At 68.0% G+C, this 12,811-nt stretch carries 14 protein-coding genes; 7 read left to right on the forward strand and 7 right to left on the reverse strand.

Translation table 11 applies throughout. From position 1 onward, the window contains the following. Positions 1–386 (reverse strand): gluconokinase (locus tag WBA11_RS20420; protein WP_424522470.1); only part of this gene is annotated, 386 nt, incomplete at its 3' end. A 69-nt stretch (positions 387–455) separates the two neighbouring features. Between WBA11_RS20420 and WBA11_RS20425 the strand changes: the two genes are divergently transcribed. From WBA11_RS20425 to WBA11_RS20435, 3 genes are all read left to right on the forward strand, one after another. Beyond that, entirely contained in the window at positions 456–716 is a 261-nt protein-coding gene (locus WBA11_RS20425) for a hypothetical protein (protein WP_424522471.1), read from the forward strand. Positions 717–829: 113 nt separating this feature from the next. Beyond that, the gene (locus WBA11_RS20430) at positions 830–1,408 is read left to right on the forward strand and encodes a TetR/AcrR family transcriptional regulator (protein ID WP_424522472.1); all 579 of its coding nucleotides are present in this window, start codon (positions 830–832) and stop codon (positions 1,406–1,408) included. A 313-nt stretch (positions 1,409–1,721) separates the two neighbouring features. After that, positions 1,722–4,040 carry a TonB-dependent receptor gene (locus tag WBA11_RS20435; protein ID WP_424522473.1) on the forward strand — a complete coding sequence of 773 codons (2,319 nt, stop codon included), beginning with the start codon at positions 1,722–1,724 and terminating at the stop codon, positions 4,038–4,040. A 269-nt stretch (positions 4,041–4,309) separates the two neighbouring features. Here WBA11_RS20435 and WBA11_RS20440 read toward each other — a convergent pair whose 3' ends face one another. From WBA11_RS20440 to WBA11_RS20450, 3 genes are all read right to left on the reverse strand, one after another. Continuing rightward, positions 4,310–5,803 carry a flotillin family protein gene (locus tag WBA11_RS20440; RefSeq protein ID WP_424522483.1) on the reverse strand — a complete coding sequence of 498 codons (1,494 nt, stop codon included), beginning with the start codon at positions 5,801–5,803 and terminating at the stop codon, positions 4,310–4,312. A 72-nt stretch (positions 5,804–5,875) separates the two neighbouring features. Beyond that, positions 5,876–6,457 (reverse strand): protease, encoded by a 582-nt coding sequence (locus WBA11_RS20445; protein WP_424522474.1) that lies wholly within the window; start codon positions 6,455–6,457, stop codon positions 5,876–5,878. A 376-nt stretch (positions 6,458–6,833) separates the two neighbouring features. After that, entirely contained in the window at positions 6,834–7,397 is a 564-nt protein-coding gene (locus WBA11_RS20450) for a gamma carbonic anhydrase family protein (RefSeq protein WP_424522475.1), read from the reverse strand. 287 nt (positions 7,398–7,684) lie between these two features. Between WBA11_RS20450 and WBA11_RS20455 the strand changes: the two genes are divergently transcribed. From WBA11_RS20455 to WBA11_RS20470, 4 genes are all read left to right on the forward strand, one after another. Continuing rightward, positions 7,685–8,404 carry an EcsC family protein gene (locus tag WBA11_RS20455; RefSeq protein ID WP_424522476.1) on the forward strand — a complete coding sequence of 240 codons (720 nt, stop codon included), beginning with the start codon at positions 7,685–7,687 and terminating at the stop codon, positions 8,402–8,404. A gap of 13 nt (positions 8,405–8,417) precedes the next feature. Then, entirely contained in the window at positions 8,418–8,804 is a 387-nt protein-coding gene (locus WBA11_RS20460) for a hypothetical protein (RefSeq protein ID WP_424522477.1), read from the forward strand. Next, positions 8,801–9,157 (forward strand): hypothetical protein, encoded by a 357-nt coding sequence (locus WBA11_RS20465; protein WP_424522478.1) that lies wholly within the window; start codon positions 8,801–8,803, stop codon positions 9,155–9,157. The genes WBA11_RS20460 and WBA11_RS20465 overlap by 4 nt, the downstream gene beginning before the upstream one ends. 102 nt (positions 9,158–9,259) lie before the next feature. Then, positions 9,260–9,847 carry a hypothetical protein gene (locus tag WBA11_RS20470; protein ID WP_424522479.1) on the forward strand — a complete coding sequence of 196 codons (588 nt, stop codon included), beginning with the start codon at positions 9,260–9,262 and terminating at the stop codon, positions 9,845–9,847. Here the strand turns inward: WBA11_RS20470 and WBA11_RS20475 are convergent. The 3 genes from WBA11_RS20475 to mutS all read right to left on the reverse strand — a co-directional run. Next, on the reverse strand, positions 9,844–10,338 hold the full coding sequence (locus tag WBA11_RS20475; protein WP_424522480.1) for a GreA/GreB family elongation factor: 495 nt from the start codon (positions 10,336–10,338) through the stop codon (positions 9,844–9,846). The genes WBA11_RS20470 and WBA11_RS20475 overlap by 4 nt on opposite strands. 124 nt (positions 10,339–10,462) lie before the next feature. After that, entirely contained in the window at positions 10,463–10,762 is a 300-nt protein-coding gene (locus tag WBA11_RS20480) for a hypothetical protein (protein WP_424522481.1), read from the reverse strand. Between the two features lie 121 nt (positions 10,763–10,883). Then, positions 10,884–12,811: DNA mismatch repair protein MutS (gene mutS, locus WBA11_RS20485; protein WP_424522482.1), on the reverse strand; the 1,928-nt coding region annotated here is incomplete at its 5' end.

Below are 12,811 nucleotides of genomic sequence, written 5' to 3' on the forward strand. Positions count from 1 at the left end.
GGCAAGAGGTCCGCTCCGGCGACGTGACCGTCTCGCGCACGCAGTCGGCGGCCGAGCTCGTCCTCTGGGACGTCGAGCCAGAACACCATGACGTCCTCACGGGCTGCCCCGAGTGTGTCTCGGTACGATCCTTTGAGCGCAGAACAGGCCAGGATCGTCGGGGGACCGTCTTCACCGCGTTCGCGGACCAGCCGTCCCAGTCGCTCGAGCCAGGGCGCCCGATCGAGGTCGGTCAGAGGGTCTCCCCGCTCCATCTTCTCCAGCGATGACGCGTCGTGGTAGTCGTCGGCGTCCACGAAGGACCAGCCGAGGTCATCGGCCAATCGCTGCCCGACCGTCGTCTTTCCAGAGCCGGCGACGCCCATCAGCAAGAGGACCCGGGTCACGAGGGATTCGCGGTGCGATGCAAGGAGCCCGGCGTACTCTCCACCCCTGTCCCCAGGTCCCCGCCCTCGATGCGCCGCCCCGTCCGCCTCGCCCTGTTCGCCGGACTGATCGTCCTGATCGTGTTCGCTCTCTCCGACGCTCTCGGGTTGCGGGAGAGCAGCACGAGTGTCGTGGGCCCGCTGGGCTACATCGAGATCTCCCACGGCGGCCACAACCACTACGTCCCGAACGATTGGGACGGCGAGCCCGAGATCTCCGCGTTCCCGACGAGTCCGCCGCCTGAGGGCATGACCGTCGGTCCGACGGGACAGGTGGTTCCTGCTGAGTAGCGCGCCCTCGAGGTCGCGGCCCGTATCCAGCTGGGACGTGGAGGCACTTTCTCGAACCCTTAGCGAGAGCCCTGGTACGAGTCCGACACGTTCCTACCCCGACGCCGCCCACTTTGCCTGACTCGTCCGACCACGTCCTCGACGCCGCCGAGCGGCTCTTCCTCGAGCGGGGCTACTCGGGGACTCGTCTCCGCGATCTCGCCGACGCCATCGGGATCAAGCAGGCCTCGCTCTACCACCACGCGCCCGGCGGGAAGCGTGAGCTCTGGGAGCGAGTCATTGATCGCACGTTCGACCGGCACCGCGAGAACCTGACGGCAGCGGCCGAGACTGCGCCGGACCTGAGGGGCCAACTCATGGCGATGGCGGCCTGGATCCTCTCGCAGCCTTCTATGAACGTCATCGCGATGTCCGCCTCCGGCCTCCCCGCCTCGCCTCAGCCGAACGCGTCCGAAATGGCCACGCGCATCTACCAAGGCGTGATGAAGCCGATCGACGACGTCGTCCAGGCAGCGGTGAGGCGTGGCGAGGCGAGAGCGACGCCGCCAGGGTTGGTCGCGGGAATGGTCGTGGCTTCGCTGAACGCTGTCGTGCACCTGGTCGAGAGCGGCGTCGCAGACCGTCCCGCCCTCGATGTCAGCGCAGACGTCATCGACGTCGTCCTCAAGGGCGTCTACACGCCGGGGTCGTAAGATTCGACGAGGAACCGGAACCGAGCCGGAAGAAAAGGCTTGCCAACCTACCGATTATTCGGTAGGCTATCACAAGTCCCCTCTCCCGCCCTGAAATTGCTCATCCGGTGAGTGATGCCGGGTCCGTACACGACGTTCTCGACGGCAGCCACACGATCCCCGTTCACGCTCGCTGTGTAGGCGCCGAGCTTTCCGGACTCTATCGGGTCGCCTGTACATCAACCACTCTCGAGCTAGCGCGCAGAGTGGCCGTTTGATCCCGGCCTCGAACGAGATCCGCCGCCTACTCTTCTCCTCTCTGCTCGACCCTCCTATGACCCTCCGCTTTCTCCCGCTCCTTGTCCTCGCGTTCTTGTGGGGGCCTACGACAGCGGCCCAAACCTTGACCGGACGCGTCGTCGACGCGATCACGCAAGCCACGCTGCCCGGAGCCAACGTCGCCGTCCTCGATGCCGACGGCTCCATCGTGGCGGGCGCCGCTACGGACGTCGACGGCGCGTTCGCGATCGACGGTCTCGCAGCGGGCTCGTACCAACTCCGGGCATCGTTCGTCGGCTACGATCCCCAGACCAAGACCGACGTCGTGGTCCAGCAGAGCCGACCGACGTTCGTCCTGTTCGAGCTCCGCGAAGGGGCGGCCGCCCTCGAGGACGAGGTCGTGGTGCGCGCCGGGTTCTTCGACGACGAGCCCGACGCGCCGGTCTCGGTCCGCACGCTGGGACCGGAGGAGATCCGCCGGACGCCCGGCGGCCAGAACGACATCTCGCGCTCGATCCTGACGCTCCCCGGCGTCTCGGCGGGCACGGACACCCGGAGCGACCTGCTGGTGCGCGGCGGCGGGCCGAGCGAGAACGCCTATTTCGTGGACGGCATCGAGATCCCCCAGATCAACCACTTCGCGACCCAGGGCGCGACGGGCGGCGCCATCGGCCTGCTCAACGTCGACTTTATTCGCGAGGCCACGTTCTACACGGGCGGCTTCCCGGTCCGCTACGGCGACGCGGCGTCGTCGGTGCTGGTGATCGAGAACCGGCCGGGCAGTCCGGGGCTCTTGTCCGGCGACATCACGGTCGGCGCGAGTGAGGCGGCCGTATCGCTCGATGGGTCCTCCGGCGAAGACTTCAACTGGACCTTCTCCGCGCGGAGGAGCTACCTCCAACTCCTGTTCGAACTGCTCGACCTGCCAATCCGCCCTGCCTACTGGGACTTCCAGAACCGGACCGAGTGGCAGATCACCGACAACGACCGATTGGTGTTCTTCGGCATCTGGGCCATCGACGACTTCGACATCGTCCAACCCGAGCTCGACGACTTCGAGAACCAAGAGATCGCCTCGAGCGTGGTCGACAACGATCAGCGGAGCTATACGGCCGGGCTCTCGTGGCGCCACCTGGTACCGGGCGGCTTCTTTACGACGGCGTTTAGCCGCAGCTACCAGGAGTTCTTCTTCAACGACCTCGACGAGAACGACGAGCCGTTGTTCTCGAACGTGTCCGAAGAGGCCGCGTGGCGCCTCCGGAGCGACGGCGACCTCCGGTTGGCACCCGGCCTCACACTCGGCGTCGGCGCAGGAGCCTCTCGCGAGACGGCGACCTCGCTCTTCTTCCAGCGCGCCACGCCCGCGACGCCGTTCGACACCGACCTCGAGTTCTCGACCGACCTCGGCCTGTGGAAGGGGTTCGGCTACTCCCAGCTCACGGCCAGCCTGGGCGACCTGTCCGTCGCCGGCGGTTTGCGCCTGGACGCGATCGACTTCCTCGAGGACGAGATCTCGATCTCCCCTCGCTTGAGCGCGTCGTACGACGTGACCGATCGCGTCGAGGTGAGTGGGGCCGTCGGTCGGTTTACCCAGGCGCCCGAGTTGATCTCGCTCGCGGTCCAGGACCGGGGGATGTTCGTCAACCAAGGCTTGGACTGGATCGACGTCGGTCAGGTCGTCGGAGGCGTCGCCCTCGAGGTCGTCCCGAGCGTGCGCGTCTCGGCGGAGGGCTACTACAAGGCGTACAACGACTATCCCGTCTCCGCGTCCGATCCGCGCGTGTCGCTCGCCAACCTGGGCGGCGGGTTCGGGGTCTCGGGCGCGGAGCCGCTCCTGCCGGTCGGCCAAGGGCGGGCGTACGGGCTCGAGCTCTCGGCCCAGAAGCGGTTGACGTCTCGGGTCTACGGGCTCGGCGCGTACACGCTCGGGTGGAGCGAGTTCACCGGCGCCGACGGCGTCTACCGGCCGTCGTCGTGGGACATCCGCCACAACCTGTCGCTCACGGGCGGCGTCCGGCTGGGCGGCTGGGAGATCGGGACGCGGCTGACGGTCCAGTCGGGACGGCCGTTCACGCCGTTCGACCTCGAGGCCTCGGCCGTCGAGTACGCGCTGTCGCGTCGCGGCGTCCAGGACTTGGACCGGCTCAACAGCGAGCGGACCGACGGCTACGCACGGTGGGACCTCCGCTTCGACCGGCGGTTCGCCCTGGGCCGCCGCGTCAACGGCGTCGTCTACCTCGATGTGCAGAACGTGCTCGACACCGAGAACGTCTTCGCCCTCGAGTACACCGAGGACCCGGCCGAGCCCGACTTCCTACGCGAGCAGACCAACGTCGGCCGCCTGCCGACGATCGGGTTCTCGGTCGAGTTCTAGCGTCCTCGAGGACGGACGGGACACGACAGTGGACTGCAGCGTCTCGATGCCTTACTTCCTCCGCCGAGGTCCATCCGCTTTAAGATCGCGTCCTCGAGGTCGATACGGATCCGTCCTCGATTCGACATGACAAGCACGCCATTCCGGATTGGAATAGCGCCGACCGTCCTCGAGGTCGAGTGCGGACTCGGAGGTGCGGCACCTCGTATACAAACAGAGGCCGCACTCACTCTCGTAAGCGCGGCCTCCTAGCCGTGTGTCGCCTGGCGCTATGCCTCGCCCTCGAGGTCGTCCTCGAGGACGGGATCCGCCGGGCGGACGAGCGCCGGTACGGGCGTCGCGCCGTCGCCCGATGTGGGGGCCGTCGCCCTCGAGGCGAAGCCCTTCGCGACCTCGGTGAGATCGACGCCGGCGATGGACTTGGCGAGCTCGGGGACGGTCGCCATCAGGCCCGCGACCGTGTTGGTCACGCGCCCGGCACCCTGTCCAGCGCCCGTGTCGACGACCGTCAACTTGTCGATGGACGCCAGCGGAGCGGCGACCTCGCGGGCGAGCTCGGGCATCATCTTGGCCAGCAGGTCGAGGACGGCGGCCTCGCCGAACTTCTCGAACGCCTCGGCCAGCTTCTCCTTGGCCTCGGCCTCGGCGAGACCGCGCTCGCGGATCACCTCAGCGTCGGCGAGACCCTCGGCGCGTAGCGCGTCACCGACGGCTTGACCGTCCAGGCGCTTGGCCTCGGCGTTGGCCTTGGCCTCGGCCTCGATCTCGAACTGACGAGCCTCGGCACGGCGCATCTGGCGGAGCTTGTCGGCCTCGGCGGCCTGCTCGACGGCGTAGCGGTCGGCGTCGGCCTTCTTTTTGACCTCGGAGTCGTACTGCTTCTCGCGGCGTTCGATCTCCAGCTTTTCCAAGTCGACCTCGCGCTGCTTGCGGACGAGTTCGACCTGCATCTGCTCCTCGACGACGGCCTTTTGGCTGGACGCCTCCTGGACGGAGTACGCCAGGTCGGCGGCGGCGCGAGCGGTATCCTCGTCCTGCTTAAACGCGGCGACCTTGAGTTCGCGGTCACGCGTCGCCTCGGCGACGTTGGTGTCACGAACCAACTCGGCCTTCTGGCCTTCCTCGTCGGCGACGGCCTTCTTGATGCGGCTGTCGCGAAGCGCCTCGGCCTCGGCGATGTCGGCGTCGCGCTTGACGACCGCGATGCGCGGACGACCTAGCGCCTCCAGGTAACCGTTCTTGTCGCGGACGTCCTTGATCGTGAAGCTGACGATCTGCAGCCCCATCTTCTTCAAGTCGCGAGCGGCGACCGACTGCACCTCCTGGGCAAACTTGTCCCTGTTGCGGTAGACCTCCTCGACGGTCAGCTGGCCTAGGATGGCGCGCAGGTGACCTTCCAGGACCTCGCGGGCCTCGGCCCGCAACGCCTCGTCCGGCTTGCCGAGGTACTGCTCGGCCGCCGTCGCCACGTCCTCGACGCTGGACCCAACCTTGATGACGGCCACGCCGTCCGTCAGGACCGGGACGCCCTCGGCCGTGTAGACCTCGGGGGTAGAGACGTCGAGCTTGTGGCTCAGGAGCGACAGCTGCTCGCGTTGCTGTACGATCGGTACGATGAACGCGCCGCCGCCGCGGACGATCTTGAGCTTGCGGCCCGAGTCGTCGGTCAGGACGTTCTTGCCGCCCAGGGCGGCGCCGGTAATGATCATGGCCTCGTCGGGCGAGACCGTTCTGTAGCGGCTCGCGACGAGCATGATGATCATCAGGACCGTGGCGATGGCCACGATCACGACGATGCCGGTCACACCAAGGAGTTCAAGCATGGGTTTAGGGGGTTAGGCGCGGGTTTGGAGTCGAGTCGGGGTCGGGACAGGTTCGACCAAGTCGTCGGTGTCGAGCGGCGCGACACGCAGGATGCCTTCGGCGTCGACCTCGACGACGACGACGGCCGTGCCGGTCGGGATGGGGTCGCCGGAGAACGAGGCCGCGGTCTGGAACGTGGTCGAGGCGCCCATGCGGACGGTGACCTCACCAAAGCCGCCCTTGGGAACACCCGTGATGAGCTCGCCCGCCTTGCCGACGTACTCGCGCACCGAGAACGCCGTCGAGTTCTCGCTCCGCTTCATCGGCTTGACGTAGATCAGGTGGAGCGCGACGGCTCCCACGATGCCGACGAGGGCCGCGACGCCGATCTCGATTCCGACCTCGAGGTCGAGCGACGTGTCCAGGATCAGCCCCGCCCCGCCGAAGAGGGTCACGCCCGCCAGCATCGACAGCGGGTCGAACGCGTCGACGCCCAGTCCTTCCAAGGCACCGTCGAGCGCGTCGAGGGCGGCCTCGAGGACTTCGCCCACGATGAGCATCAGGACCGTCAGCGCGAAGCCGCCGCCGAGACAGATCCAGTAGAGCGTCGTCATCCGGGCCGAGGGAGGGTGGGCTCCACCCTACGGCGTGCCCCGCGAATAGTTACGCGAGACACAAGGTAGAGCGAGCGTCCTCAACGGCCGGAGACGATCTAGCTATAGACTCGATCCAGGATCGAGGGCGGCGCGCTCACGGTGCGGGCGAGCATCACCGACGAGGCGATGCAAGCGATCCCGAAGGCGGCGAGCAGGCCGAGGCGAGTGGACAACATGGGGGACGAGGACGGTGAGTCTGGAAGCGGTACCAAAGATCACGCCGGTCCGCTCGTCGTTCCCCGAAAACGGCTTCAGCGGTCGAAAACGGTGGCTCACCGGCCGCCCCCGATCCCCAAACAGGAGAACCAGTTTCGGACACCGGGTTTTTCACGAGTCACGAGGGGCGCTCTCCTCGCCGGTCCGAGTAGAACGGGTTCGCCCCGGGCGCCTCGAGGCCGAGGTACATGCGGCTCATGCGCACGTAGTGTGCAGCGTTTGCGCGGTTGCGCTCGACCTCGAGGTCGGTCAGCTCGCGCGCGACCTGGGCTGGGCTGCCGAGCACGAGCGACCGCGGCGGGATGATCGTATTCCCCGTCACCAGCGCCCCGGCGCCGACCAGGCTCCCCTCTCCGATCACGGCGCCGTCGAGGACGACCGCCCCCATCCCGACCAGCACGTCGTCCTCGATGGTGCAGCCGTGCACGACGGCGTTGTGCCCGATCGTGACGCCGCTCCCGATCTGGCACGGGTGCGTCCCGCGCGAGACGTGGACGGTCGCGTTGTCCTGCACGTTCGACTTCGGCCCGACCTCGATCCAGTGGACGTCGCCGCGCAAGGAAGCGCCAAACCAGATGCTCGCGCCGTCGCCGACGGTGACGTCCCCGATGACAGCCGCAGTTTCGGAGACGTAGGCCTCGAGGCCGAGGACGGGGGTGCGGCCGAGGAAAGAGTGGATCATGGAGTTAGGATTGGGGATTGGAAGATGCGCGAGGGCCGACCTCGAGATCGCATGCCGATCCGGATTCACCCTCATCGTCCTCGATGCGGCGACCTCGAGGACGGAATGCCTGGAGTGACGGATGGGTGGCCGCCCTCGAGGACGAGCGGTCACCCCGAGGGCGAGCGGTCACCTCGAGGACGGCGACCGCAGCGCCCTGTCCGACTCCAATCTCGGGAGATCCCCCGTGCTCGGGCCTGAACCCTCGCCGCCCCCTTGCGTATCTGGATCCCCACGCTTTTGGTGCCATGTCTGCTACAGCGACCGTCCGCCGGTTCGTCCTCGATCGCCTCTACCCCAGCGTCTTGACCGGCGTGCCGGGACTCGGCACGCCCCGGGAACGGGCGGCAGAAGCTCGGCAAGGGGGTGGCACCCTCGACGAGCAGGCCGACCGGCTGATCCGGCGACACCTCGCCTTGTCCGCTTCCGCGGGATTCCTAAGCGGCCTGGGCGGCTGGATCACGCTCCCGGTGGTCCTGCCCGCGAACATGGCCGCGGTAGCGTCAGTGCAGCTCCATATGGGCGCGTCGATGGCCGCTTTGGCGGGGCACGATCCGGCGAGCCCGGCGACTCGGGACCGCGTCTTGCGCTGCCTGGTCGGGTCCGGCCCGGCCGATCCGGCGCGCGACGCCGAGCAGGAGACCCTCGACCGCGTCGGGCTCAAGCTCGCCGAGCGCGGCGTCAACCTGGTCGTCAGCTCGACGGTGGGCGCGATCAAGTGGGGCGCGAAGAGTGTCGCCAAGCGACAGATGTCGAAGCGGCTCCTGCGCGGCATCCCGCTTTTGGGCGGCTTTATCGGCGCGGCGTCCGACGGCTACGTCACGGCCAAGGTGGCCGAGGCGGCCCGCGACGAGTTTTTCGGAGGCATCGGCGAGCCCTCCACGCATCCTGACTTTCCCCCCTCTTCTGGCGACGGCCTTCCGGCCGGCGTCGTCCCCTCTCCTTCCAACGCTCCGAACGCTTCGTAGCGCCCCCTCAACCATGGACACCATCCCCAACGAAACGGAGGCCGTCGAGGTCGCCGCCGTCGTCGACATCCTCGAGCGCGGCCTGACCGAGATCCCGCTCTCCAAGGCGATCAACAAGATCGACGACTGGAAGCGCAAGATCGAGGCGACCGAACGCCAAGACCTTCTTCCCATCGCCGCGGCCCTGGGCGAGCTGCACCAATCGCTCGTCGGCGACGGGATCGACGCCGTCCGCGTCGGCTCGATCCTGATCAGCCTGGGCGAGAAGACGGAGATCTCGGCCGACAACGTGGCCCCTGCGACGCTTGGAGATACGACCGACGACCTGGTCAAAAACTTGAAGCGGCTCGGCTCGCTCCTCCGCCATGCCGGCGGCGCCTTGGGCGGGGCAAAAGCATGAGAGGATCGACGCCCGACACCAACCGCGTGACGCTCGAGCAGACCGAGGCCGCCCTCGAGGGTCCGATCACGGCCATCACGCCGACCTCCGCGCGCGGCATCATCGACCACTGGCGGACCGCCTGCCTCGACGCGAGCGACCTCGACCTGACCGGCGTCGCCGCCGGCCTGAGCGACCTGCACGACCTGCTGTCCTCGGACACCTTGGACCGCCGCGCCATCGCGGACTCGCTCGCGGGACTCGCCGAAGCGACGCGAGAATCGGCCACGCTGAAACCGGACGAGCGCGTCACGCCTCGCCTGGAGCGGATCGCGGTCAACCTCGACCGAGCCGCGACGGCTCTGGGCGCCTAGCGCACGGCCTAGCACACGAAGGCGCCGTCCACCAGAACGTCCTCGAGGCCGGCTTCGGTCGTCCTCGAGGACGAGCTCGTACATCTCTCTACTCCTATCTCCATGTCTACCCTCTCCGACCGTCCGACCGAGGACGGGATGTCCATCTTCAGCACCCTCGAGGCCTTCAAGGACGGCCTGACGGGTACGCTCTCTCGCTCTGGTGCCGCCGACGTCTGCCACGGGTGGGCCGCCAAAATCGAGGATGCTAACCGCCCTGATCTCGCAGGTATTCGCGACGCGCTCACTACCTTGGCTCGTCAACTCGAGGGCGACCAGGCCGAAGGCTCAGCCTCGGCCGCTGACATCGGCGCCACGATGAAGACGCTCGGCGCGCACACGGCCGAAGTCGCGGACACCATCGAGGAAGACCACCTCAAGGCTCCGCTCCGTCGACTCGGCGGCTACGTCAAAGCGGCGGGAATGGCCCTCGAGGGCGGATCGCGTCCCGACGAGATCGCAGGCGTCTCGACGGACACCGACGGCACGCCGGGAGACCCCGAGCTTCGGACGGTGAACACCGCCCCTGACGTCTCGGGCGAAGCGCTCGACGCGGACCGCGCGGGCGTCAAGGACCGCTCCGGCGACATCGGGGAGATCGCAGAGACACCCGGCGACCGCACGCCCGGCACCAAGCTCGACCCGGCCTAAGCGTACTGGACGGCGACGACCTCGAGGCGGTCCTCCCCCTTGGGCGTGGAGAGCGTCGCGGCGTCGCCGGCCGATTTGGCCAGCACGGCCCGCGCGATCGGCGACGTGAACGCGACCGCGTCGTCGCGCGCGCTCGCTTCGTCGACGCCGACGATCTGGAACGTCTGCTCGTCGCCTCCGCGCAGGATCGTGACGGTCGCGCCGAAGCGGACGTCGGATCGTTCTAGCGTCGATGGATCGACGACTTTCGAACGCGCGATGCGCTCTACGAGATCGCGAAGCCGGCCGGTGATCCACTCGCGCTGCCGGGTCGACTCGTCGGCGTCGCCCTCGAGGCCGCGTCGTTCGGCCTCGAGGGCGGACTTCTCGGCGCGCAACGCGACCAAGCCCGTTGGCGTGACGTAGTTCGGGACGCCGTCGGGGAGCGGCGGACGGGGCGGAACGACGAGGGGCACCTCGGGGGCGCCCTCTTTGACAAAGGCTCTGCTCATGAGCCTCGAACGCGGCGCACCGAGCAGGGTCCCGCAGCGCGCACGTCGCCTCGAGGACGAGCACAAACAAAAAGGTGCCCCCCAGCGAACCGAGGGGCACCCAAGCCTTGGAAGGCGGGGTCAGCTACTGACCGAGCTCGTCAGCGTCGGGCTCGCCGGCCTCGTCGATGATCTCGCCGTCTCCGATGACGTCGGCCTCGTCGCCGATGGGGGCGCCGTCCTCGATCATCTCGTCGACTCTCTCGGCCTCCTCGTCCATGGCGTCCTCCATGGCGTCGCCGGCCTCCTCCATTTCGTCGGCACGGGCGTCCATGGCGTCCTCCATGGCGTCGCCCTGATCCTCGATGGCGTCAGCCTCCTCCGACTGGCAGCCGGTGATGGCGACGGAGAACGTCAGGGCGAGTGCAAGAATAAATGCGCGCATTTAGTTGGGTGGTGTGGGTGATTGCCGGGCGGGTGATGCCCGACCCCGCAGATTACCACATTTACATGAAGCGGCCATAAATCCGACCATGAAGTCGCGCTCTGCGACCTCAAGGGCACGCTTACCCCTCAGCCGTTTTCTTCAGGTCCGCGAGGGCCATCAGCGCCTCAATCGGCGTCATCCGGTCCGGTTCAAGGGCGGAGAGCCGGTCCATTACATCCGTCGCGATGGGGTCCGCGACCTCGAGGGCGACGGGCAACGGATCGGCGTCCCCGAGAGCGCTGACAGACGGGCGGGCGGTTGAGGGCATGGTGCTGGACACCACGCCGACCTCGCTCGCGACGTCGTTCGCCTCGAGGTGCCGGAGCACGGCCTTGGCGCGGGCAACGACGGACGCGGGAAGACCGGCCATACGGGCGACCTCGATGCCGTAGCTGTGGTCGGCGCCGCCCGGCACGAGCGTGCGCAGGAACACCACCTTCCCGTTGTGCTCGCGCACGCGGACGCTGTAGCTCTTGACCCGCTCGAGCCGGTCCGACAGCGCGTCGAGTTCGTGGTAGTGCGTCGCAAACAAGGTCCGGGCCGCACTCGAGGCCGTCTCGTGCAGGTGCTCCACGATGGCCCACGCCAGGCTCAGGCCGTCGAACGTGCTCGTCCCCCGCCCCACCTCGTCGAGCAGGATGAGCGACCTCGAGGTCGCGTTGTTCAAGATGTTGGCCGTCTCGTTCATCTCGACCAAGAACGTCGACTCGCCCGCGGCCAGGTTGTCGCTCGCTCCGACCCGGGTGAACAGCGCGTCCACGGCGCCAACCCTCGCCCTCGAGGCCGGCACGAAACAGCCGACCTGGGCGAGCAACACCACCAGCGCCGTCTGCCGCAGTACGACGCTCTTGCCCGCCATGTTGGGGCCGGTGATGAGCAAGATCTGCCCGGCCTCGAGGGCGACGGGGTCGGTCGGCGCGGCGAGCTGGATGGAGTTGGGGATGAACGCGTCGCCGGCCGGCAGCATCTGCTCCACGACCGGGTGCCGCCCGTCCTCGATGTCGAGCACCGTCGAGTCGTCGACGATCGGGCGGACGTAGCCGTTGCGCTCGGCGACCTCGGCGAATGACGCCAGCACGTCGAGGGTGGCGAGCGCTCGAGCGTTGACCTGGATCGGCTCGACGGACTGGGCGACCGACGCGCGCAGCTGCTCGAACAAGCGCGCTTCGATCTCGATAATCTTGTCCTGCGCTGTCAGGATCGTCTCCTCATACTCCTTGAGCTCGGCCGTGATGTAACGCTCGGCGTTGGTCAGCGTCTGCTTGCGCGTCCACTCGACCGGCGCCTTCTCCTTGTGCGCGTTCGAGACCTCGAGGTAGTACCCGAACACCTTGTTGTAGCCGACCTTGAGGCTCGTGATGCCAGTCCGCTTGGCCTCGCGCGCCTGGAGCGTGGTCAGATACTCCTTCCCGCTTCCGGCTACGTCGCGCAGGCGATCGAGCTCGGCGTCGAAGCCAGGCCGGATGTAGCCGCCGTTCTTCGTCTGCGCCGGCGGCTCGTCGACCAACGTGCCCGCGATCTGCTCGGCGGTCTCTTGGCACGGAGTGAGCCGGTCCCGGAGTCGGCCGAGCAACCCGTTGGCGTTGGCTTCGCCGGCCTGGCGGCTCTCGAGGACGGACTGGACCGCCGGCACGCGGCGCAGGGTCGTGCCGAGGGTGACCAGGTCGCGGGGCAGCGCGCGGCTCGTGCAGACCTTGCCGCACAGTCGCTCCAAGTCGCCCACGTGCCGAAGCTCCTCCCTCGCCGCGCGGCGCAGTCTCGGCGCCGAGAGGGAGTCCACGGCTTGGAGGCGCCCGTTGATGCGACCGACGTCGCGGAGCGGGCGCACGAGCCATTGCCGAAGCAACCTCCCCCCCATCGGCGTCAGGGTCGCATCGAGGACGCCGACGAGCGAGCCGTCGCGGCGACCGTCTTGCATCGAGGCGACAAGCTCGAGGTTGCGCTTGGTCGCGGGGTCGAGGGCGATGTGGTCGTCGGACCGGTACCGCTGGAGCCGTCGGATGTGCG

The organism is Rubrivirga sp. (assembly GCF_049648075.1).
Taxonomy (GTDB): Bacteria; Bacteroidota; Rhodothermia; order Rhodothermales; family Rubricoccaceae; genus Rubrivirga.